Annotated in this window: 15 protein-coding genes; 4 read left to right on the plus strand and 11 right to left on the minus strand. The window is 72.7% G+C overall.

Going from position 1 to position 23,281, the window contains the following annotated elements; translation table 11 throughout:
• Positions 1 to 64: 64 nt before the first annotated feature.
• The 3 genes from H9640_RS16105 to H9640_RS16115 form a co-directional block, all read right to left on the minus strand.
• The gene (locus H9640_RS16105) at positions 65 to 1,159 is read right to left on the minus strand and encodes a Gfo/Idh/MocA family protein (RefSeq protein ID WP_191791797.1); all 1,095 of its coding nucleotides are present in this window, start codon (positions 1,157 to 1,159) and stop codon (positions 65 to 67) included.
• Positions 1,160 to 1,322: 163 nt separating this feature from the next.
• Positions 1,323 to 2,357, minus strand: a complete 1,035-nt coding sequence (locus tag H9640_RS16110) for a Gfo/Idh/MocA family protein (protein WP_191791798.1) — start codon at positions 2,355 to 2,357, stop codon at positions 1,323 to 1,325.
• 113 nt (positions 2,358 to 2,470) lie between these two features.
• Positions 2,471 to 4,117, minus strand: a complete 1,647-nt coding sequence (locus H9640_RS16115) for an Ig-like domain-containing protein (RefSeq protein WP_191791799.1) — start codon at positions 4,115 to 4,117, stop codon at positions 2,471 to 2,473.
• Between the two features lie 184 nt (positions 4,118 to 4,301).
• Between H9640_RS16115 and H9640_RS16120 the strand changes: the two genes are divergently transcribed.
• The 3 genes from H9640_RS16120 to H9640_RS16130 all read left to right on the plus strand — a co-directional run bounded on the left by H9640_RS16120 (position 4,302) and on the right by H9640_RS16130 (position 9,013).
• The gene (locus H9640_RS16120; protein ID WP_191791800.1) at positions 4,302 to 5,126 is read left to right on the plus strand and encodes an ABC transporter ATP-binding protein; all 825 of its coding nucleotides are present in this window, start codon (positions 4,302 to 4,304) and stop codon (positions 5,124 to 5,126) included.
• Positions 5,126 to 7,708 carry an ABC transporter permease gene (locus H9640_RS16125; RefSeq protein ID WP_191791801.1) on the plus strand — a complete coding sequence of 861 codons (2,583 nt, stop codon included), beginning with the start codon at positions 5,126 to 5,128 and terminating at the stop codon, positions 7,706 to 7,708. The genes H9640_RS16120 and H9640_RS16125 overlap by 1 nt, the downstream gene beginning before the upstream one ends.
• A gap of 159 nt (positions 7,709 to 7,867) precedes the next feature.
• Positions 7,868 to 9,013 carry a glycerol dehydrogenase gene (locus tag H9640_RS16130; RefSeq protein WP_191791802.1) on the plus strand — a complete coding sequence of 382 codons (1,146 nt, stop codon included), beginning with the start codon at positions 7,868 to 7,870 and terminating at the stop codon, positions 9,011 to 9,013.
• A 137-nt stretch (positions 9,014 to 9,150) separates the two neighbouring features.
• Here the strand turns inward: H9640_RS16130 and topA are convergent, their stop codons facing one another.
• The 8 genes from topA to H9640_RS16170 all read right to left on the minus strand — a co-directional run bounded on the left by topA (position 9,151) and on the right by H9640_RS16170 (position 22,475).
• The gene (topA, locus tag H9640_RS16135; protein WP_191791803.1) at positions 9,151 to 11,958 is read right to left on the minus strand and encodes a type I DNA topoisomerase; all 2,808 of its coding nucleotides are present in this window, start codon (positions 11,956 to 11,958) and stop codon (positions 9,151 to 9,153) included.
• A gap of 258 nt (positions 11,959 to 12,216) precedes the next feature.
• A complete protein-coding gene (locus H9640_RS16140) occupies positions 12,217 to 13,068 on the minus strand; it encodes a phosphatase PAP2 family protein (RefSeq protein WP_318243807.1) in 852 nt (283 codons plus the stop codon).
• Positions 13,069 to 13,405: 337 nt separating this feature from the next.
• A complete protein-coding gene (locus H9640_RS16145) occupies positions 13,406 to 14,494 on the minus strand; it encodes an ABC transporter ATP-binding protein (protein WP_191791804.1) in 1,089 nt (362 codons plus the stop codon).
• On the minus strand, positions 14,491 to 15,702 hold the full coding sequence (locus tag H9640_RS16150; RefSeq protein WP_225227352.1) for an ABC transporter permease: 1,212 nt from the start codon (positions 15,700 to 15,702) through the stop codon (positions 14,491 to 14,493). Before H9640_RS16150 ends, H9640_RS16145 begins: the two co-directional genes overlap by 4 nt.
• Positions 15,703 to 15,706: 4 nt before the next feature.
• A complete protein-coding gene (locus H9640_RS16155; RefSeq protein WP_191791805.1) occupies positions 15,707 to 16,687 on the minus strand; it encodes an ABC transporter permease in 981 nt (326 codons plus the stop codon).
• Entirely contained in the window at positions 16,684 to 17,763 is a 1,080-nt protein-coding gene (locus H9640_RS16160) for an ABC transporter ATP-binding protein (RefSeq protein WP_191791806.1), read from the minus strand. Before H9640_RS16160 ends, H9640_RS16155 begins: the two co-directional genes overlap by 4 nt.
• Positions 17,764 to 17,967: 204 nt before the next feature.
• Complete coding sequence (locus H9640_RS16165) at positions 17,968 to 19,635, minus strand: ABC transporter substrate-binding protein (RefSeq protein ID WP_191791807.1); 1,668 nt, start codon at positions 19,633 to 19,635, stop codon at positions 17,968 to 17,970.
• A 146-nt stretch (positions 19,636 to 19,781) separates the two neighbouring features.
• Positions 19,782 to 22,475, minus strand: a complete 2,694-nt coding sequence (locus tag H9640_RS16170) for a beta-d-glucosidase (RefSeq protein ID WP_318243808.1) — start codon at positions 22,473 to 22,475, stop codon at positions 19,782 to 19,784.
• Between the two features lie 98 nt (positions 22,476 to 22,573).
• Here H9640_RS16170 and H9640_RS16175 point away from each other — a divergent pair, with 98 nt between their 5' ends.
• The gene (locus tag H9640_RS16175; RefSeq protein WP_191791808.1) at positions 22,574 to 23,251 is read left to right on the plus strand and encodes a TetR/AcrR family transcriptional regulator; all 678 of its coding nucleotides are present in this window, start codon (positions 22,574 to 22,576) and stop codon (positions 23,249 to 23,251) included.
• Positions 23,252 to 23,281: the final 30 nt, after the last annotated feature.

Consider the following 23,281-nt stretch of genomic DNA (forward strand, 5'->3'; position numbering starts at 1 on the left):
CCCCCCCCCCCCCCCCCCCCCCCCCCCCCCCCCCCCCCCCCACCCGGGTGTCTCGACACCCAGATCACTCGTTCGGGTAGACCACGCCCGTCTGGCGGCGGACCTCGTCCATGGTCCGCATGACGTCGAGCGTGTCCTGCCACGTCATGCGCGGGCTCTCGGTCAGGCCGGCCGCGAGGCAGCGCGCGACCTCGGCCGCCTGGTACTGCTTGCCCTCGCCGCGGAAGCCCTCGTAGCGCCACTGCGCGCCGTCGTGCCGGACCACGCGGAACGACGTCGGGGCGTAGAACGTGCCCTCGATCTCGATGCGCCCGGCGGTCCCGGAGATCGACGCGACGTTGGGGGTCTGGGACCACAGGGTCGTCGACAGCGTGGCCATGGCCCGGCCGTAGCCGAGCGTGATGCCGAGCTGGCCGTCGACTCCCGTCTCCGTGAGCGCCCCCACCGCGGTGACCGACGACGGCGCCCCCAGGACGTCGTGCGCGAAGGACACGGGGTACACGCCCAGGTCGAGCAGCGCGCCGCCCGCGAGGTCGGGCGCGTAGAGCCGGTGCTCGGGGTCGAACGGGAAGAACTGGCCGTGGTCGGCGCTCACGTTGACGATCTCGCCGATCTCACCGCGCGCGATCACCGCGCGCAGCGCCGCGACGTGCGGCAGGAACCGGGTCCACATGGCTTCCATGACGAACACGCCCGCGGCCCGCGCGGCGTCGAGGATCTCGCGCGCCTCCACCTCGTTGCGCGTGAACGCCTTCTCGACGAGGACGTGCTTGCCCGCCGCGATGGCCAGCAGCGCGTGGTCCCGGTGGTGCGAGTGCGGGGTCGCGACGTACACGACGTCGACCTGCGGGTCCTCGACGAGCTCGGTGTAGTCGGCGTGCGTCGTGTGGATGCCGTGCTCGGTCGCGAAGCGCTCGGCGCGGACGCGGTCGCGCGACCCCACGGCCACGACGCGTGCGCGCGTGTGGTCGCGCACGGCCTCGGCGAACGACCCGGCGATGTTCCCGGCGCCCAGGATCCCCCAGCGGACGGTGGGAGCGGTCCGCGGGTCGGGCACGACGCCGGAGATCACCTCGGGCAGGTCGGCGGCGGTCGCCGCGAGGTGGGGCAGGGAGGCGGGCTGGACTGTCGGTGCCGCTTCGCGGGCGTCGTTGCTCATGGGTTCACGCTAACCCCGTGAGAGCGCTGCCACGGGGTATTGCCCGAGGTGTGGTCGCGCGGCCGACGTGCCGAGGACGAGGTTCCGCGCGGTCGAACCGCCCGGCCGAGGCCGTTCGGGACGCCAGAACGACCTCAACCCCGTTCTCGGCACCGGCGAGCGATTACTCGCCCGGGTACACGACCCCCAGCTGCGCACGCGCCCGGTCCATGACCCGCATCAGGTCGAGCGTGTCCTGCCACGTCATACGCGGGCTCTCCGTGAGCCCCGCCGCGAGGCAGCGCGCGACCTCGGCCGCCTCGTACTGCTTGGCCCCGGGCGCGTACCCGTCGTAGTCGCGGCGCGCGCCGTCGGCCCAGACCACGCTGAAGGCCGTGGGCACCATGAAACGGTCGACGACCTCGATCCGCCCTCCCGTTCCCGCGATCACCAGCGACGTCGCCGACTGCGCCAGGACCGACGAGGCGAGCGTGGCCGTCGCGCGGTCCCCGTACCGCAGCACCACGGTCGACTGGGCGTCCACCCCGGTGGGAGCCTGCAGACCGACCGCCGTGACGTCGTCGGGCATGCCCAGGAGGTCCGTCGCGAACGCGAGCGGATAGATCCCGATGTCCAGCAGCGCGCCGCCCGCGAGCTCGGGCGCGAACAGGCGGTGGGACGGGTCGTACGCGGCGTTCGACCCGTAGGACGCCGTGACCGACCGGACCTCGCCGATCTCCCCCTGCGCGACCAGCGCGCGGATCGCCGCGACGTGCGGCAGGTGCCGCGTCAGCATCGCCTCCATGACGAACACGCCCGCGGCCCGCGCCGCGTCCAGGACCTCGCGCGCCTCGGCCTCGTTGCGCGTGAACGCCTTCTCCATGAGGACGGGCTTGCCCGCCGCGACCGCGAGCAACCCGTGCTCGCGGTGGTGCGAGTGCGGGGTCGCGACGTACACGACGTCCACGTCGGGGTCCGCGACGAGGGCCTCGTACGAACCGTGCACGGTCGCCGACGGCGCGTGCCGCTGCGCGAAGTCCCGTGCCCGGTGCTCGTCGCGCGAACCCACGGCCGCCACGTGCCCCTGCGTGTAGGCCCGGACCTCGTCCGCGAACGAGCCCGCGATCTTCCCCGCGCCCAGGATCCCCCAGCGCACGGGCGGGGCGTCACCCGGGTCGGGTACGGCGTCGAGCACGTTCACCACTGCGTGAGAGACCATGCGTCCACGCTACTGCGACCGGGCTGCGCCCCCCCGCCACGGCCCCTGGGGCGACCGGTCGATCGACCGGTCGCCCCAGGAGCCGTCGCGGGGCTGCTGCGCTCAGGCCGTCGTCAGGAGGTCGCCCCCCGACGACGCAGCGCCACGAGCGTGACCCCGGTGCCGACCAGCAGCGCGGCCGCACCGGCAGCCAGGCCGACCGTCGCGCCCGTCGTGGCGAGCGCACCACGCGCGGGCTTCTTCGTCGCCTGGGGAGTCGCCCTGACCGTCGGGGCCTTGGTCAGCGGGACGACCGCCGCAGGCGGCGTCGTGACGGGGGGCACCGTGGTGGGCGGCACCGCGGTGGGCGGCACCGGCGCGGCTGGCGGGACAGGCGGGTCCACCGGGGTGACCGGGTTGTCGAGCGCGACCTCGACCACGCCCTCCGCGCCGACCGTGACCTGTGCGCCACCCTCGACCGGGGTCACGCCCTCGCCCGAGAACACGGGCTCGCCCCAGGTCACGCCGTCGATCGCGGCGGGCGAGACCTCGCTCAGCGTCACCACGGTCCCGGCGGCGAGGCCGGGGATCGTGACGGTCGCACCGTCGGTCACCGTGAGGCTGCCCGACGTCGTCGCTCCGTTCCGGTCGGTCGTGTAGTCCACGGTGAACGCGGTGCCCGCCGGGACCGACGTCGCGGCCTCGCCCGTGACGCGCTTGGTCAGGCGGAGCTCGCCGTTGCCGTCGCCGCTGCCGTCGCCACCGGCGGCCGCGTACTCGAGCACGCGCTGGTCGTCCCAGCCGGTGCTGCCCGCAACCTGGTTGGCGAACGTGTCACCGTCCTGCACACCCGCGGGCAACGACATCCGGTACGTGAAGATGTACATGCGCGAACCGTCCGTCACGGGGTCGACGAACGTCAGGTCGAACGACGAGCCGGCCACGTCCGGGGTGTAGACGTAACCGGTCCCCGGGCTGAGCCGCACCGCGCTCGAGCCGTAGTCACCGTCGTTCCAGTCGGCCAGGGGGACGTACGCGACGACGAGCGAGTCGTCGCGCATGGTCAGCCGCGAGTCGTAGGTGTCGGTCACGACCACGGGACCGCCCGCCGAGGCGGCCAGGAACTCGCTCGGCACGTAGACCTCCCAGACGGCGGTCCTGCCGTCCGTGCTGACCCAGCCGCCCTTGACGGGCTGCTCCGGGGCGGACCAGCCGCTGCCCGGGATCACGCCGCCGCCCGGTACGGGGACCTCGATCACCATCTCGTTGCCCGTGGTGAACGTGAACGTCCCCCCCTCGCCGACGCTGCTGACCTGCGCGTAGAAGTACAGCGTGCCCTGGACGTTGGTCGCGGTCTCGACGTAGGGGCTGAGCGTGCACGCGAAACCGTCCTGCGTGACGTCGCACGTCCCGACGACCGCACCGGCGGGCGTCTTGAGGTCGAACGTCTGCGCGAACCCCGTCACGCGGGGGGACTGCGGGAACGCCAGGGTGAACGTGTCCCCCGCGTGCGAGCCGTCGGGCACGGCCCACGTGGCCTCGATCCGCAGCGACTGCCACAGGTGGGCCTCGTCCAACGGCTGGGTGATCGTGACCGTCTTGATGGCGTCGAGCTCGGCGGCGGACGCCGTGCGGGGCATCGCGACGACGCCCACGAGCACGAGCAGGGCCGCGAGCGCCGTCGACAGCAGGCGCCACGCGAGCGTGGGGGCAGCCGTCGTGGGGGGCACGGCGAGCACCGCCGCGTGCCGGGGGGATCCGGCCTGTGTGTGGTTCGTCATGGTGGGCTCCTCGGGTGGTGCCCGGCGGGCAGGGGGGTCGAGCCGTCGGGTCGCACGGGCGGGTGGTCCGTGGTATCGGGGAGGACCACGCCACGCCGACGTCTTGACGCGAGTTCGGCCGATGTGTCGCACGTCACCCGCCCCAGGGGCCACGATGGAGACATTCCGACCGAAGGGATCTCCGATGGAGCCCACCCCGTCCTCGTCCGCCCTGCCCGCACCTCCCCGCTCCGGAACCGGTGCCGTCCCGCCGCTGCCCGCGCTGTCCCCGACCGCTCCGGACGGGACGGCCGCCTGGGCACGCGACCTCGTGAAGACCTACGGGCAGGGCGAGACGGTCGTGCGGGCCCTCGACGGCGTCGACGTCGACTTCCGCGCGGCCGAGCTCACGGCGATCATGGGGCCGTCAGGCTCGGGCAAGTCGACGCTCATGCACTGCATGGCCGGCCTGGACTCCCCGACGTCGGGCCGGGTGGTGATCGACGGGACCGAGGTGAGCCGCCTCTCGCAGCGGCGCCTCACGGGCCTGCGGCGGACCCGGATCGGGTTCGTCTTCCAGTCGTACAACCTGGTCCCCACGCTCACCGCGGCGGAGAACATCACGCTCCCGCTCGACATCGCCCGCGCCCCCGTGGACCGGGCGTGGTTCGACGAGGTCGTGGGCGCCGTGGGCCTGGGCGACCGCCTGCACCACCGTCCGGCCGAGCTCTCGGGCGGGCAGCAGCAGCGGGTCGCGTGCGCGCGTGCCCTGGTCTCGCGGCCGTCCGTGGTGTTCGCCGACGAGCCCACGGGCAACCTCGACTCGCGCTCGTCCGCGGAGGTCCTGGGCTTCCTGCGGCGCTCGGTCGACGAGCTGGGGCAGACGGTCGTCATGGTCACGCACGACCCGCGCGCGGCCTCGTACGCGCACCGGGTCCTGTTCCTCACGGACGGGCGGATCACCGCCGACCTCGCGGCCCCGACGCGGCGCGACATCCTCGACGCGCTCGGGCAGGCGGAGGAGGACTGATGCTGCGGGTCGCGCTGCGCGGGGTCCGGGCGCACCTCGTCCGCTTCCTGCTGTCGACGCTCGCGGTGATGCTCGGGGTCGCGTTCGTGGTGGGGACGTTCACGTTCCGCGCGATGCTGTCCTCGACGTTCGACGAGATCATCGCGACGACCCTCGTGGCCGACGTGTACGTGCGCGGTGCCGAGGAGATCGACGACACGACGAGCGCGGGCAGCACGTTCGGGACGCCGCACTCCCCGGTCCCGGTCTCGCTCGCGGACACGGTCGCAGGGGTCGACGGCGTCGCGCGCGCCGTGCCCGACGCGTCGGGTCCGATCGTCCTGGTCGCGGCGGACGGCACGGCTGTCACGACGTCGGGACCGCCGAGCATCGGGATCGCGGTGGGCCCCGACGAGCCGACGGTGACGCTCGCGAGCGGCGCGTGGCCCCTGGGCGCGGCGGAGATCGCCCTCGAGGAGAGCGCCGCGTCGGCGGCGGGCCTGACCACGGGGGCCACCACGACCGTGGTCCTGGCGGGCGCTCCCCAGCCCGTCACGGTCACGGGAATCTTCGCGATCGAGGCGGCCGCGGCGGGCACGATCCTGGTGGGCCTCGACCCGGCGACCGCGCTCGCGACCTACGCCCCCGACGGGACGGTCCCCACGATCTCGGTCTACGCCGCCGGGGACGTGTCCGAGCAGGAGCTCGCCGAGCGCGTGGCCGAGGTCCTCCCGGCGGGCGCGGAGTCCCTCACGGGCGAGGCCGTGCGTGAGGAGGCCCGCGAGGGTGTCGAGCAGATCCTCGGGTTCATCGAGACGTTCCTGCTGGTCTTCGCGGCCATCGCGCTGTTCGTGGGGGCGTTCATCATCGCGAACACGTTCGCGATGTCGGTGCGCGAGCGCCAGCGCGAGTTCGCCCTGCTGAGGGCGCTCGGGGCCTCGCCCGCGCAGGTCTTCGCGTCGATCCTCGCGCAGGCCGTCGCGGTCGGGATCCTCGGGGCCGCGACGGGGGTCGTGCTGGGCCGGGTGCTGGTCAGCGGGCTGCGCGCGGTGTTCGGCTCGACGGGCATGGAGCTCTCGGGGCGCGTGCCGCTGAGCGCGACGTCGGTCGTGGTCGCGATCTCGCTGGGCGTCCTGGTGAGCGTGGTCGCGGCCGCGGTCCCGGGCCGCCGCGCGGCCCTCACTCCCCCGGTCCAGGCCATGCACGACGACGTCGCACCGGACCGCGGGACGGGCACCCGCGCGGTGGTCGGGCTCGTGCTGACGGTGCTCGGCGCGGGCCTGCTGGTGCTGGCCTCGCGGCTCGGGAGCTCGGCCTCGGCCGACCCGACCGGGTGGGCCCTGGTCGACGACCTCAACCCGCGGGTCCTGCTCGCGGTCGGCGCGAGCGCGGCGCTCGTGGGCGTCCTGGTCCTGTCCCCCGCGATCGCCGGCGCCGTGATCACGGTGCTCGCCGTGCCGGCCGTGGCCGCGATCCGCCCGCTGGGGCGCCTCGCGCGCGGCAACGTCACGCGCAGCCCCCGCCGCACCTCGAACACCGCGGGGGCGCTGTTGATCGGGATGGCGCTCGTGAGCGCCACCGGGGTCATCGCGGCCTCGACGCAGGCCTCGGTCCGGTCGATCGTCGACGAGCAGATGCGGGCCGACTACGTGGTCCAGGCCGCCGCCGCCACGGGCGCGCTCCCGCCGGGGGTCACCGATGCCGTGACCGGGCTCCCCGCCGTCGGGCAGGCGCTTCCCCTGCGGCTCGGGACGCTCGACGTGGACGGCGAGCCCAGCGGGGCCACGGTCGTGCCGCCCGGGTTCTTCACCGAGGCGCTCGACGCGCCCGTGGTCGAGGGCGACCCCGACCGGGCCCTCGCCGACGGCGAGGCCGTGGTGCGCCGGACCGCTGCGCGCGACCACGGCTGGGCGGTCGGCGACTCCCTGACCCTGACGAGCGACGACGGCGCCCGCACGCAGGACGTGCGCATCGGGGCGATCGTCGACACCCAGGTGATCTCGTCCGACGTGGTGCTCGCCGACGCGACCTACGCGGTCGTGGGTGCCCCCGAGATCCCGACGTACGCCGTGTACGTCACGGCCGCCCCGGGGACCTCGGCCACCGAGCTGCGCGCCGCCCTGACCGGGGCCGTCAAGCCCTTCCTCGTGGTCTCGGTGCTCGACCGCGAGGAGCTCGCCAACGCGGCCGCGGCCCAGGTGGACCAGGTCCTGGTGATCCTCTACGCGCTGCTCGGGCTGTCGATCGTCATCGCGCTGCTGGGCATCGTCAACACGCTCGCGCTGTCGATCATCGAGCGCACCCGGGAGATCGGGCTGCTGCGGGCCGTGGGGCTCGGGCGCCTCCAGCTCGCGGGCATCATCACGATCGAGTCGGTCCTGACCGCGGTCTACGGGACGGTGCTGGGAGTGCTCACGGGCATCGCGATCGCCGCCGCCCTGCCCGGGGTGCTCGCCGAGCAGGGGCTCACGAGCCTCGCGGTCCCCTGGGGGCAGGTGCTCGCGGTCCTGGGCCTGGCGGTCGTGATCGGGCTCGTCGCGAGCGTCTGGCCGGGCATCCGGGCCGCACGGCTGCCCGTGCTGGAGGCCGTCACGGTCGACTGACGCACCACGTCTCGCGTGACGGGACGACGACGGACGTCACACGGCCCCACCAGGCGCCCTGCCCTGCCCCGACATAGCGTCGAGGTGTCGGCGGTCCGCGAGGAGCGACCCTCCGCGCCGGTCCGGCGACGTCCTGTCCAGCACTCCGAGGAGGTCCCCATGTCCGAGGTCCCGATCCGCACCCTCATCAGCCCTCTGCGCTACGTGCAGTCGCGCGGCGCGCTGTCCCGGCTCGGTGAGTTCGTCGCCCCGATCGGCACCAAGCCGCTCCTGGTGGCCGACGACGTGGTCTGGGAGATCGTCGCGGACACCGTCGCCGAGTCGTTCCAGGCCGCGAACCTGCGCCGCGAGCGCGAGGGCTTCGGCACGTACGCGACCGCGGCGGCCGTCGACCACCTCGCCCGACGCATCCGCGAGACCGGCGCCGACGTGATCGTGGGCATCGGCGGCGGCAGCACGATCGACGCGGTCAAGGCCGCCGGGCACCTCGAGGGCGTCCGCTGGGTCTCGGTGCCCACCGTCGCCTCGACGGACGCGCCCTGCTCGGCGCTGTCGGTCATCTACACCGACGAGGGCGCGTTCGAGGAGTACCGCTTCTTCCCGCACAACCCCGACCTGGTCCTCGTGGACACCCAGCTCGTCGCGAACGCCCCGGTGAAGTTCCTCGTCGCGGGCATCGGCGACGCGCTCGCCACGTGGATCGAGGCCCGCGCCGTGGCCAAGGCCAACGCGACGACCATGGCGGGCGGACTGCCCCTCATCACGGGTACCGCGCTCGCCGAGCTCTCCTGGCAGATCCTGTGGGAGAACTCGCTGCCCGCGATCGAGGCCGTCAAGGAGCACCTCGTCACGCCGGCGGTCGACGCCGTGGTCGAGGCCAACACCCTGCTGTCCGGGCTGGGCTTCGAGTCGGGCGGCCTCGCAGCGGCCCACGCGATCCACAACGGGCTCACGGCCGCGCCGCAGACCCACGGCCTCACGCACGGCCAGAAGGTCAACATCGGCTCGCTCACCCAGCTCGTGCTCGAGGGGGCGCCCTCGCAGGAGATCCGCGACTTCGTCGAGTTCACGACGCGCGTCGGGCTGCCCAACACGCTCACCGAGATCGGCCTCACGACGGCCGACGTGGGCGACCTGCGCCGCGTCGCCGAGGCCGCGACCGCCCCGGGCGAGACCATCCACGCGATGCCGTTCGAGGTCCGCGTGCCCGAGCTCGTCGACGCGCTGCGCTCGATCGAGGGGCTGTCGCGCTCGATCCGCGCGGACGCGGGCCTGCCCGAACCGGTCAAGCACACGCACCACTGATCGGTCGGCCTCCCGACGAGGGAGCGAGGTAGAACGTGCTGTGCGAGGTAGTGCGCACCGCGTTCTACCTCGCACAGCACGTTCTACCTCGGCGCTCCGGCCCCCACGAGGAAGGCCCCGCCGCCGGGGCGCCGCCGCTACTTCTTCTCGGCCGTCGCCTTCTTGGCCGGGGCCTTCTTCGCGGCGGGCTTCTTGGCCGGTGCCTTGCGCGCCGGTGCCTTCTTCTTCGCCGGACCGGCCGCGCGCTTCTCCGCGAGGAGCTCGATGGCCTTCTCCGGGGTGATGGACTCGGGCGTCAGGTCGCGCGGCAGCGTCCGGTTCGTCTCGCCGTCCGTGACGTACGCGCCGAAACGCCCGTCCTTGACCACGATGGGCTTGCCCGACGTCGGGTCGTCGCCGAGCTCCCGCAGCGGCGGGGTGGCCGTGGCTCCGCGGCCGCGCTTGGGCTGCTTGTACAGCTCGAGCGCCTCCTCGAGGGTGACCGTGAACATGGCCTCCTCGGACGGGAGGGTGCGCGAGTCCGTGCCCTTCTTGAGGTACGGGCCGTACCGGCCGTTCTGCGCGGTGATCTCGACGCCCGTCTCCGGGTCCGTGCCCACGACGCGCGGCAGCGACAGCAGACGCAGGGCGTCCTCGAGCGTCACGGTGTCCAGGCTCATGTCCTTGAGCAGCGACGCCGTGCGGGGCTTGGGCAGCGCGGCCTTGGCCTTCTTGAGCGCGGCGGCCGACAGGCCTTCGTCGAGCTTCGGCTCGGGGAGCTGCTCGGTCACGTACGGGCCGTAGCGTCCCGCGCGGGCCACGACCGGGTTCCCGGACTCCGGGTCGGTGCCGAGGATCCGGCCGTCGTCGGCGCCTGCGGCGAGGAGCTCGCGCGCCTTGTCGACCGTGAGCTCGTCGGGGGCCAGGTCGTCGGGCACCGAGGCCCGCGGCGGGTTCTCGCCCTCCTTGACCTCGACCGAGAGATCCTCGACGTACGGACCGTACCGGCCGACGCGGAGCTGGATGCCCTCGCCGATCTGGACCGAGTTGATGTCGCGCGCGTCGATCTCGCCGAGGTCGTCCACGAGCTGGCGCAGCCCCTCGCCCTCCTCGCTGCCCGTCCCGTCCCCGAAGTAGAAACGGGTCAGCCACGCGACGCGGTCCTTGTCGCCGGCCGCGATCGCGTCGAGGTCGGCCTCCATCTCCGCGGTGAAGTCGTAGTCGATGAGCCACTCGAAGTGCTCCTCCAGGAGCCGGATCACGGCGAACGCGAGCCAGCTCGGGACGAGGGCCTGACCGCGCGGCAGCACGTATCCGCGGTCCTGGACCGTCGAGATGGTCGACGCGTACGTGGACGGACGTCCGATGCCGCGCTCCTCGAGAGCCTTGATGAGGCTGGCCTCGGTGTAGCGCGGGGGTGCGGACGTCGAGTGCCCGTCGGCCGTGAGGTCGCGCCCGTCGAGCAGGTCGCCCTCGCCCATCTGGGGCAGGCGGGCGTCCTCGTCGTTGCGACGGCGGCCGGACTTCGCGGGGGTGCCGTCGGCCGTCTCCGCGCCGTCGTCGGTGCCCTCCTCGTACGCGGCGAGGAAGCCGCGGAACGTGATGACCGTGCCGGAGGCCGCGAACACGGCCTCCTTCCCGGCGACCTCTGCCTCGCTGCCCGCGACCGGCGCGGCCAGCCGCACCGACGCCGTCGAGCCCTTGGCGTCCGCCATCTGCGAGGCGACGGTGCGCTTCCAGATGAGCTCGTACAGCTTGAACTGGTCGCCGCTGATCTCACGGGCGACCTGGGCCGGGGTGCGGAACGAGTCGCCGGCGGGGCGGATGGCCTCGTGCGCCTCCTGCGCGCCCTTCGCCTTCGAGGCGTAGACGCGAGGGGAGCCCGGCACGAACTCGGGACCGTACAGCTCGGCGGCCTGGCGGCGGGCGGCGTCCGTGGCCTCGGCCGACAGCGACGGGGAGTCCGTACGCATGTAGGTGATGTAGCCGTTCTCGTACAGCGCCTGCGCGGTGCGCATGGTCTGCCGCGAGTTGAAGCGGAGCTTGCGGCTCGCCTCCTGCTGGAGGGTCGAGGTCGTGAACGGCGCGGCCGGACGGCGCGTGTACGGCTTCGTCTCGAGGCTGCGGACCGCGAAGTCGGCATCGGCAAGTCCGCCGACGACGGCGGCCGCGGCCTGCTCGCCGAGCTGGACCACGCCGTCGCGCGCCGAGGCGGGCTTGAGCTGACCGCGGTCGTCGAAGTCGCGGCCCGAGGCCACGCGCGCCCCGCCGAGCTGGACCAGGCGGGCGTCGAAGCTCTTGTCGGCGTCCTCGGCGCTGGAGTCGGCGAGCGAGAACGTGCCGGACACGTCCCAGTACTCGGCCGCGACGAACGCCATGCGCTCACGCTCGCGCTCGACGACCAGGCGCGTGGCGACCGACTGGACACGGCCCGCCGAGAGACCCTGACGGACCTTGCGCCACAGCACGGGCGAGACCTCGTAGCCGTAGAGGCGGTCGAGGATGCGGCGCGTCTCCTGGGCGTCGACCAGGTGCTCGTCGAGGTCGCGCGTGTTCTCGAGCGCACGCTCGATGGCCTCGCGCGTGATCTCGTGGAAGACCATGCGGTGCACGGGCACCTTGGGCTTGAGCTCCTCGAGCAGGTGCCACGCGATGGCCTCGCCCTCGCGGTCCTCGTCCGTCGCGAGGTAGAGCTCGTCGGCGTTCTTCAGGGCGCGCTTGAGCTCCGCGACCTTCTTCTTCTTGTCCGCGTAGACCTCGTAGTACGGCTCGAAGCCCTCGTCGACGTTGACCGCGAACTTGCCGAAAGGCCCCTTCTTCATGTCGGCGGGCAGCTCGGACGGCTGCGGGAGGTCGCGGATGTGCCCGACGCTCGACTCCACCTCGAAGTCGTCACCGAGGTAGCCCTGGATCTTGCGTGCCTTCGTGGGGGACTCCACGATGACGAGCTTGCGACCTGAGGACATCCGTTCCTGCTTTCCGTTGCTGCTGGTGTGGCTCGCGCCCGGAGCGGTCTCCGGGTGGGCCGAGGTGCTGGGGGTGGGCTACGGCGTCGGGCAGGGGCGTGGCGCTGGACCCCACCGTCTCGTTCCCACCGGCAGCCTATGACGTTACGCCACTGGCGCCAGGCGGCACCTTATCCGTTGTGGACAGCCCTCGTGACCAGGGCTCGTGGTCGTCCGGGACGCCGGGCGCGAGAGCGTGACCGGACCTGTGGGCGACCGTCACCTGCGCGGGGGACGGGACGTGGCCTGTCGGAGCAGGAGGAGCATCGCGAACGAGATCGCCGTCGCGGCGACCACCCCCGACGCGCCCCCCACGTAGGCCGTGGTCTCCGCCAGGTCCGTCATGCCCCAGCTCGCGGGGTAGACCTCGCGAAGGCACCAGGCCGCGACGAGCGCAGCCGCGAGGCCGCCTGCGATGAGGAGCACCGACACGACGACCGACCCCGGGTAGGCGCCGCTCCTGCCGGCGGGGAGCTCGTCCAGGGCCGAGGTGGGCGTGAACGCCAGGACCAGCGCTCCCCAGGCGAGGACCACGAGCACGGCCGCGACCACGTCGCTCGGTCGGTGCCACTCCCCCACGAGCGTCGAGATGCCCGTGGCCGCCGTGTACGTGCCGCCCAGGAGCGCGACGACGGGGCGATAGCCGCGCGGCACCGCCATCAGCAGCGCGACCGACACCGAACCGGCGACGGTCGTGTGCCCGCTGGGGAGGCTGTTGCCGTTCCACCCGCCGATGAGGTCCGGGCGGTCGAGGACGACCTTCTTCGTGAGCTGCGTCGTGACGTTGGCTCCCACGACGAGGAACGCGACCTGGACCGCGAGGCCCCATCGACGCCGCAGGAGCGCGATGCCCATCGCGGTCCCCAGCCCGAGGACGACGAAGGACACCGAGACGACGTCGAGCACGGGGGACGCGAACGACCACAGCGTCCCCTGCCCGTAGTCGGCGCCACGGAAGGCCGCCTGGTCCAGGAACTGCCCCTGCTCGGTCGCCACGAAGACGTTCCACACCTGCCACGTGAGGACGACGGCGGCGACCGCGGTGAGACCCGCCACGACGCGTCCCGGCACGTTCGTCGCGCCTCTGCCGGGTGCGTGCACGGGGCGTGCACCGACGGCCCGCGGGGGGGCCGGCGGACGTGCGGTCGGCTGCGTCGTCGAAGGAGGGGGGAAGGTCACCCGTCCACCGTAGGTCACCGCGTGTGGGGATCCGGCAAAGAGAACGGGCAGGTCAGGGCGTGGCGGCGGGTGGTCTTTCACACCCCCGCCGGGAGCGCCCTGCGACGAGCGCGAGCCGGCCGGCCCCCGCCGCGGGGTGCCGACCGGCTCTGCTCGCGGGGACGACCGGGCGGCCCCGCGACCGAGGAGTCACCTGGGATCGTCGACCCCGGCGGCCCGGGCGCGACCCTCAGACGCGCAGCTCCGCGGGGACCTCGCCGTGCCCGTCGTGGAGCAGGCACGCGACCGACCGGCCCGGTTCGCCGACACCGGGCAGGCCCAGCGACGTGGGGCCCAGCGTCGGGTGGACGTCGGCGCACGCGTCCATGACGTGCGCGCAGCGCGGCCGGAACGGGCACCCGCTCGGCAGGGCCTGGAGGTCGGGCGGCGAGCCCGGGATGCCGACGAGCGGCCGCTTGGGTCCGTGCAGGGGAGGGAACGAGTTGAGCAGCCCGTGCGTGTACGGGTGCCGAGGACGCCGGTACACGTCGCTCGCGGACGCCTGCTCGACGATCTCGCCCGCGTACATGATCGCGATGCGGTCGGCGACCTCGATGAGCAGCGACACGTCGTGCGTGATGAACACGACCGAGAAGCCCAGGCGGTCGCGCAGCTCGATGATCTGCTCGACGATCTGACGCTGCATGACGACGTCTAGCGCCGTGGTGGGCTCGTCCATGATGAGCACCTTGGGCTCGAGCGCGAGCGCCATCGCGATCATGACGCGCTGGCGCATGCCGCCCGAGAGCTGGTGCGGGTACGCCGAGATGCGGTCCGTCGCGATCCCGACCATGGACAGCAGCTCGGCGGCCCGCTCGTTGCGGTCGAAGCGTGACATGCCGGGGCGGTGCGCCGCGATCGCGTCGGTGAGCTGCTTGCCGACCCGGTAGACCGGGTTGAGCGAGTTCATGGCGCCCTGGAACACGATCGCGGTGTCCTGCCAGCGCGAGCGGCGCAGCTCCTTGTCGCTCATGCGCAGGATGTCGACGGGCTCGCCGCCCGCGCTCCCCACGCCCCCGTGGAACAGGACCTCGCCGCCCGTGATGAGTCCGGGCGGGGGCAGGAGCCGGGTCGCGGCGTAGACGAGGGTCGACTTGCCGCAGCCCGACTCGCCCGCGATCCCCAGGACCTCACCCTCGTGCAGCGTGAGGTTCACGCCGCGCAGCGCGCGAACGGGCTCGGGGCCGTAGCCGTAGGCGACGTGCAGGTCGCGGATCTCCAGCACGGGGCTGCCGGTCCCGGTGGGAGCCCCGGCGGGGGGAAGGTCGGTGACGGTCATCGGGCGTTCTCCTTGCGTGCGGTCGTGCCGTCGGTGTCGCGGTCGTCGCGCGTGCTCCCCGGGGTGCCCGGCCCGCCCGGGGCGGGCGCGCCCGTCCCCCTGCCCGACGGCGCCGCACCGGTCGACGCCGGCGGCGCACCTGGGCGCGTGGCGCCGTCGGGCCTGCTGGTGCTCGTGGCGCCCGCCCTGGACGCGACCGGCACCCCCTCGCGGACCACGGCCGTGAAGCCGATGCGCGGCGAGATGCGGCGCTTGCGCAGGGCGCGCGGGCTCGCGCCCGTCGAGCGCAGGCGCGGGTTGACGAACTCGTCGATCCCGAAGTTGATGAGGGTCAGGGCCATACCGAGCATCGCGATGCACAGGCCCGCCGGGACGAACCACCACCACGCGCCGCGAGAGAGGGCCTGCTGCTGCTCGGCCCAGAAGAGGATCGTGCCCCAGTTCCAGTCCGAGATCGACGTGACGCCGATGAACGCGAGCGTGGTCTGCATGAGGATCGCGAACGTCACCGTGCCCACGAAGCTCGACGCCATGATGGCCGTCAGGTTGGGCAAGGTCTCGAACCACACGATGCGCCACGTCGACTCGCCGTTGGCGCGTGCGGCCTCGACGAAGTCGCGACGGCGCAGCGACAGGGTCTGGGCGCGCAGGATGCGCGCACCCCACGCCCAGCTCGTCGCGGCCAGGATGAGCGCGACCGTGAGCCCGCCCGCGTCGGGGAGCTGGCCCGCGACGATGATGATGAGCGGCAGGGCGGGGATGACGAGGAAGATGTTGGACAGCGACGAGAGCAGCTCGTCGCTCACACCCCCCAGGAAGCCCGCGCTCACGCCCACCAGGATCGACAGGAGCGTCGCGCCGATGCCCGCGACGAAACCGACGATCATGACGCCGCGCGTGCCCACCAGGATCTGGGAGAACACGTCCTGGCCGACGTGCGTGGTCCCGAGCCAGTGCGCGGCGCTCGGGGGCTGCAGGACGTCGGGCGACATCGCGCTCGGGTCGTAGGGAGCGATCCACGGCCCGACGACCGCGAGGATCGCGAAGAACCCCAGGATCGCGAGCCCCGTGAAGGACTTGCCGTTGCGCAGGAACAGGAGCTTCTGCTTCTTGCGCGTCCCCTTGCGGCGCCGGGGCACCTCGGGGGCGAGCGGCTCGGAGCCGGTGTCGAGCTGGGCGTGGTCCATCTGGACGGGGATGCCGGTCATCTTCTCAGCCCTCCTGTCGGGTGCGCGGGTCGAGGACCACGTAGGCGAGGTCGGCGAGGATGTTCGCCACGAGGACGGACAGCGTGATCATGAGGAAGATGCCCTGCATGAGGGGGTAGTCGTGCGCGCCGATCGCCTGCAGGAGCGTGAAGCCCACGCCCTGGTAGGAGAAGACCTTCTCCATGACGAGCGTCCCCGACACGATGAATCCGAGGGACAGCGCGAAGCCCGAGACCTGCGGCAGGATCGCGTTGCGGGCCGCGTACCCGAACATCACGCGACGCTCCGAGAGGCCCTTGGCCTGTGCGACCGTGACGTAGTCCTCCGAGGTGACCGTGACCGTCATGTTCCGCATGCCGAGGATCCAGCCCGCGACCGAGGACAGCACGATCGTGATCGCGGGCAGCGTGCCGTGCTGGATCACGGAGCTGATGAACTCCCAGTTCCACCCGGGCACGAGCCCCGGCTGGTAGGCGCCCGACGACGGGAAGATCGACCACGTCACCGAGAAGAGCATGATCGCGACCAGGCCCAGCCAGAAGTACGGCACGGACGAGAAGAAGGTGGTGATCGGCAGGAGGCCGTCGGCCCACGACCCACGGCGCCAGCCGATGACGACGCCGAGGAACGAGCCGAGCAGGAAGCTGATGACCGTCGCGATGCCGACCAGGCCGATGGTCCACGGCAGGGCCTGCGCGATGACCTCGCTCACGGTGCTCGGGAAGAGCATGATCGACAGGCCCAGGTCCCCCGAGAACAGCATCTTCCAGTAGTCGACGTACTGCTCCCAGAGGGAGGCGCCGCTGTCGAGCCCGAACAGGACGTACAGCGACTCGCGGGCTTCGGAGCTGATGCGGCCCTGGTTCTTGTTGATGAAGGACGACACCGGGTCGCCGTCCATCATGCGCGGGATGAAGAAGTTGATCGTGATGGCCGCCCAGGCGGTGATCACGTAGAAGACGATGCGTCGCAGGAAGTACTTCATGCCGACACCCCCACTCGTGCGGCGCCGAGCACGGGGAGCAGGTCCCGCTCGGCAGGATCGACCTCGGACGCGTCCACGTAGCCCCAGCAGGCGACCTCACGGCCGTCGCCCACGGGCACGAGGCCGGGAACCGTGCTCCGGCACAGGTCCGTCGCGAACGGGCAGCGCGGGCTGAACCGGCAGCCCTCGGGCGGGCGGACCATCGACGGAGGCTCCCCGTTCGCGCCCGTGCGGTCCTGCGCCGCGAGGTTCTCCGGGTCGGGGGCCGAGCGCACCAGGAGCTGGGTGTACGGGTGCGCGGGCTCCTGCGTCACGAGCTCGCTCTCGCCGTGCTCGACGATGCGGCCCGCGTACATGACGCGGGTCTCGTCGGCGAAGTACCGGGCCGAGGCGATGTCGTGCGTGATGTAGAGGATCGCGATGCCGAGGCGGTCGCGCAGGTCCTTGAGGAGGTTGAGGATGCCGATGCGGATCGACACGTCGAGCATCGAGATGGGCTCGTCGGCGAGGAGCACCTCGGGGTCGGCGGCCAGGGCGCGCGCGATCGCGACACGCTGGCGCTGCCCGCCCGAGAGCTCGTGCGGGTACTTGTCGACGTACCGCTCGGGCTGGAGCTGCACCCTGTTGAGCAACGCCTCGAGGGCGTCCTCGAGCGCCTGTCCGCGCAGCTTCGGCTGGTGGATCCGCAGCGAGCGCGTGAGCGAGTAGCGGATCGTGTGGACCGGGTTCAGGGAGCCGAACGGGTCCTGGAAGATCATCTGGACGCGCCGGCAGTACCGGCGGAAGGCCCGGCCGCGGTGCGCGGTCACGGGCTCGCCGTGCAGCAGGATCTCGCCCGACGTCTGCGTGTACAGGCGGGCGAGGAGCCGGGCGATGGTCGACTTGCCGGAGCCGGACTCCCCCACGAGCGCGACGACCTGGCCGCTGCGCAGCGAGACGTCGACGCCGTCGACCGCGTGCACGACGGCGTGGGACCGCAGCCCCTTGACGGGGAAGTGCTTGGTGAGCCCGCGGGCCTCGAGGACGGGCGCGGCGGGCGGGGGCGCGACCGGGGCGGTGTGCGTGTCGGAACTCATGGGTGAACCTGACTGCTGGGGGGAACGGGGGGCGCCTGCATCAAGCACCGGCCACGTATGCGGCGTGGGGAGCGAAGGACGCGCTGCGCAGGCAGGAGTGGTGGGGAGGGGCGTGGCCGGGCCGTGGTCGGGCCTGGCGGGAGGCCGAGGAACGAGGCCGGATGGTAGGCCCGGCCACGCCCCTCCCCACCTCTCACGAGACGATCAGGAAGCCGGCTTCAGCTTCGTGAGGATCAGCGACGCGTTCGCCGTCGTCGGCTGCGGGTTCGCGTACGGGTCCTCGTCCGAGGGCCAGCCCACGAAGTTCTTGGTCGAGTACTGGGCCGCGGCCGGGCGTCCGAGGAGCGCGATGGTCGGGACCTCGTCGACGAAGACCTGCTGGACGGTCTCGAGCGCAGCGGTACGGGCTGCCTCGTCCGTGGCGTTGGCGTACGTGGCCAGGGCTGCGGTCGCCTCGTCGTTCTTGAAGCGACCGAAGTTCCAGTTGGCGCGCTCGCCGAGCGGCATGTACTGGGCGCCGTCCATCTGGTTGGAGTAGGTGTCCCAGGGGGTCGCGCCGCCGTCGGTCCAGTGCATGGAGGCCTGGAAGTCGCCTTCGGCGATCGCGGTGAACCATGCGTCGGCGTTCTGGCCCTCGACGGTCGCGGCGATGCCGAGGGGCTTGACGGCGTCGGCGACCATCTGGAGCTCGGTCAGGTAGTCGGACCAGCCCGTGGGGTTGGTGAGCGTGAACGTCACGGCGTTGCCCTCGGGGTCCTTGAGGGTCGTGCCGTCGAGGGTGTAGCCGGCGTCGGCGAGGACCTTCTTGGCGCCGTCGACGTCGACCGTGTACTTCGTGCCCTGGAAGGGGGCGGTGATGAAGTCGGTGCCTGCGGGCTCGGGCATGCCGGTGACGTTGAGCAGGGGCGGGAAGACGCCCGAGGACGCGAGGTCGGAGATCTGCTGGCGGTCGAGGACCATCTGGACGGCCTTGCGGACGGCGACGTCGTCGAACGGCTCGGTCTCGGTGTTGAGGAAGAGCGAGTCGACGCCGAGACCCGTGGGGGCCCACTGGTTGTTCACGTCGGGGTTCGCGTCGATGTAGACCTTCTGGTAGTCGGGGATGAAGGTCCATCCCCACTGCGCCTCGCCCGACACGAGGGCGTTGGTGAGGGCGTTGTTGTCGTTGTAGGAGCTGTAGCGCAGCTCCTTGACGCCGAGCTCGCCGCCCCAGTAGTCGTCGCGCGCGGTGAGCGTCGCGGCCTGCGCGGTCCACGACTTGAGGGTGTACGGGCCGGTGCCGACGGGCTCCTCGTTGGTCCAGGTCGTGGGGTCGTCGACGTCCTTCCAGACGTGCTCGGGGACGATGAAGAGCTGGAGGATCTGGGCCTGCTTGACGAACTGGCCCGAGGTGAAGGAGACCGTGACCTTGTTGCCGTCGACCGCGATGTCGCCGAAGGGCAGGGCGAACGTGTTGAGGCCCTCGTTGTCCTTGCGGATCTGGAACGAGTAGGCGATGTCGTCGGCGGTGAAGTCCTCGCCGTCGGACCACTTGACGCCGTCGCGGGCCGTGAGCGTGAGCTGCGTGTAGTCGGCGTTCCACTCCCACTCGCTCGCGAGCCACGGCGTGGGGTCCTCGGAGGGCCGCACGGTGTTGACCTGGGCGAGGGGCTCGTAGATCGCGAACGCGTAGCCGAGCGACATCGCCGAGGACGTGTTCGCGAAGGGGTTCGAGTTGTCGGTCTGCGGGCCGTTGGGCATGCCGATCGTGAGCACGTCCGAGGTGCCTGCCGACGAGGTGCCCCCGTCGCCGCTGCCGCCGCTGCACGCGGTGGCGACGAGGGCGAGGGACGTGAGCCCGATGATCGCCGTGCTGATCCTGCGCTTGTTCATGAGTGCCTCCTTGCACTGAAAATCTGAACGAACCGTACGTGCGGTCCGCGATGAACCGGTCGTCTTGCTGGTGGGACGGGTGGGGCTGGCCGTGCTGGCGGTGCGGGTCGTGCGTTCGGGGGGCTGGTCGACCAGCTCCCCCGGGGTCAGGCGGGCAGGGTCGCCCTGAGCCGGAGGTCGCGGATCGACCGCCCTGCTCGCAGGACGTGCCCGCCGGCGGCGGTGACCCACCGCTGCGAGGGGACGTCCCAGATCTGGAGGGCGCGCGCGGGGATGCGCACGCGCGCCGTGGTGGTCTCGCCCGGGGCTGCGTCGACGACGGCGAATCCGCCGAGCCAGCGCACGGGGCGGTCGGGGGCTTCGGTCGCGTCGTGGTCCGAGGCTGCGTCGGGTTCGACGTAGACCTGGACGACCTCGCGGCTCGCGCGGGTGCCCGCGTTGCGGACCGTCACGTCGAGCAGGACGTCCGAGCGACCGTCCGCCACGACGACCGTCGTGCTCAGGTACTCCCACTCGGACCAGCCCAGGCCGTGGCCGAACGGGGCCGCGGGGGTGGCGCCCGTGCGCTCCCACGCGCGGTAGCCGACGTCGAGCCCCTCGGTGTACTCGACGACGCCCTCGTGCGGGATCGCGTGCGGGACGGGGACGTCCTCGACGCGGGCGGGCAGCGTCCACGGGAGACGCCCCGAGGGCTCGGTCGTCCCGAGCAGCGCGTCGGCGAGCCCGGTCCCGGCCTCCTGCCCGCCGAGCCAGGCCCACAGGACGCTCGGGGCGTCGTCGAGCCACGGCAGCAGGACGGGCGCGCCCGCGTTGACGACGACCATGGTCCTCGGGTTGGCGGCGAGGACGGCCTCGACCAGCCGGTCCTGGTTGCCGGGCAGGTCGAGGTCGGGGCGGTCGTAGCCCTCGGACTCGACCTCCTCGGTCGTGCCGATCACGACGATCGCGACGTCGGCCTCGCGGGCCGCGGCCACGGCGTCGTCGAGCAGCTTCTCGGCGCTCGCTCCGGGCAGCCGGTGGACCAGCTCGCCGCGCACGAACGACGCGTACCCGACAGCGTGGACGACCTGGAGGGTCGCGTCGAGGCGGGCGGTGCGAGGCTCGGCGACCTCGACCGTCACGGTGCGCGCGACGGGGTGGTTGTGGCCCGAGCTCAGCACGACGTCCTCGTCGACCACGACGTCGCCGGTCGAGACGACCTGGCCCTCGATCGTGACGACGTGGACGCCGACCGTGCCGATGCCGAGCTCGTGCGTGCCCGGCTCGTCGAGGTCGACGTCGGCGCGGACCCGTACGGCCACGGCGTCGGCGCGGACGTCCTGGAGCCAGCCGTCCCACGACGGTGCCGTGCGGGAGTCGAGGACCTCGCCGTGGGTGCCGAGCAGCTCGACCCGCAGGCCCGGCGCGCCCGTGAGCGGGTCGCTGCACCTGCCGGAGACGTCGAGCGCGGGCGGGTTGGAGCGCGAGCGTGCACCGTCGTGGACGAGGAGACGCGTCCCGGCGGGCAGGCCTGCGCGGATCTCCTCCTCGGGGGTCGAGACGCGGTCCGGGACGACGAACGACGAACCGCCGCCCTGCAGGAAGGGGGCGGTCGCGGCCGGGCCGAGGAGAGCCACGGTCAGGGGGCGCCCGGGGGTCGCGAGGGCGGCAGGGTCGAGCGGGACGAGCCGGACCGGCCCCTCCCCGGCGCGAGGTGCGACCGGCGAGTTCTTGAGCACGACGATCGAGCGTGCGACGAGCTCACGGAGGAAGGCGGCCGACGCCTCCTGGCCCGTGAGCCCGTCGCGGGCCGACGGCGCGGAGGAGGGTGCGCCGTCGGGCTGGAGGCCGGACTCCGTGCCGGAGCCGGTGCCGGGAACGGCGGGGCCGCCGAGGTCGAGCGCGCCGACGCGGTGCGCCAGGCGCAGGAGGCGCAGCACCTTGTCGTCGAGCTCGGCCTCGGCGACCTCGCCCGAGCGGACGGCGTCGAGCAAGCCGTCGCCCCAGGGGCCGTCGGGGCCGGGCATCTGGAGGTCGAGCCCACCCTCGACCGCGCCCCGGATCGACTTGGTCGCGACCCAGTCGCTCACGACGACGCCGTCGAAGCCCCACTCGTCCTTGAGGATCCCGGTGAGGAGCGGGCGGTGCTCGAGGACGGGCGCGGCGGTCTCGCCGTCGTCGACGCCCGAGTAGGCACCCATGACGCTCCAGGCCTGGGCCTCGTGCACGACGCGCTCGAACGGCGGGAGGTAGACCTCGCGCAGCGTGCGCTCGTCGAGGCGGGCGAGGTAGCGCGTGCGCTCGGTCTCGGAGTCGTTCGCGACGTAGTGCTTGACGCTCATGCCGACGCCGTTCTCCTGCGAGGCGCGCACGAGGCGGACCGCGATCTCGGCGGTCAGGTGCGGGTCCTCGGAGTAGCACTCGAAGTGGCGGCCGCCGACGGGCGTGCGCTGGAGGTTGATCTGCGGGGCGAGGACGACGTGGACGCCGTGGCGGCGGGCCTCGGACGCGAAGAGCGCGCCGGCGCGGGTCGCGAGGTCGAGGTCCCAGGTCGCGGCGAGCGCGCTGGGGGCGGGGAGCATCGCGGAGGTCTGCGCTCCCGCCGCGGCGCCGTCGGTCTCGCCGCCCGTGCCGCGCACGCCCACGGGGCCGTCCGACATCGCGACGGCCCGCAGGCCGATGCGCTCGATCGGGGTGGTGGTCCACATGCCCGCGCCGACGACGAGGGAGACCTTCTCCTCGACCGTGAGGTCTGCGGCGAGGCGCGCGAGGCGTTCCTCGGTCCCGTCGACGTCGACCGCGCCCTCAGGGCTGACGTCGGGGGTGACGTCGGTCGTGACGTCGTGGGTCTTCAGTGACACCAGGTGCTCCGTTCGGACGGCGTTGTCTGCTGGCCGATATACAACCACACTTACTTACAGGTCAGTAAGTCAACGAAGATCACAGTATGGTTGCGGTCATGACAGAGGCCATACCGGCGCGCACGCGCCGACCGCGCAAGGGCACCGCCGCCCGGCGCGAGGAGATCCTGCGCGCAGCCATGCGCGTCTTCGGGTCCAAGGGGTACCACCAGGGCTCGCTCGCCGAGGTCGCCGAGCAGGTCGGGATCACCCACGCCGGGGTGCTCCACCACTTCGGCTCCAAGAACCAGCTCCTCATCGAGGTGCTCGAGTTCCGGGACGTCGTCGACGTCGAGCACCTCGAGGGCAAGCACATCCCCGGCGGCCTCGACCTGTTCCGCCACCTCGTCACGACCGCCCGGATGAACGCCGAGCGCCCCGGCATCGTGCAGGCCTACACCGTCCTGACCGGCGAGTCCGTGACCGACCAGCACCCCGCGCGCGACTGGGCCACGCGCCGTTTCGCAGGCCTGCGCGGAGACATCACGAGCGCCCTGACCACCGTGATCGCCGAACGCCGCGAGGCCGGCCTCCTGACCCCCGAGGACGACGTCGCGCTCGACCCCGTCGCCCTCGACCGCGCGGCCAGCACCATCATCGCCGTCATGGACGGCCTCCAGACCCAGTGGCTGCTCGACCCCGACGCGGTCGACCTCGCCGGCGCCACGGCCTTCGCGATCGAGGCGATCCTCGCCTCGACGCTCGCCGCCTCGCACCGGGAGCGGCCGCTCGACTGACGAGCGCCCTCACAGTCAATTCATAGGAAC

It is taken from the genome of Oerskovia gallyi (genome assembly GCF_014836745.1).
GTDB classification, from domain to species: Bacteria; Actinomycetota; Actinomycetes; order Actinomycetales; family Cellulomonadaceae; genus Oerskovia; species Oerskovia paurometabola.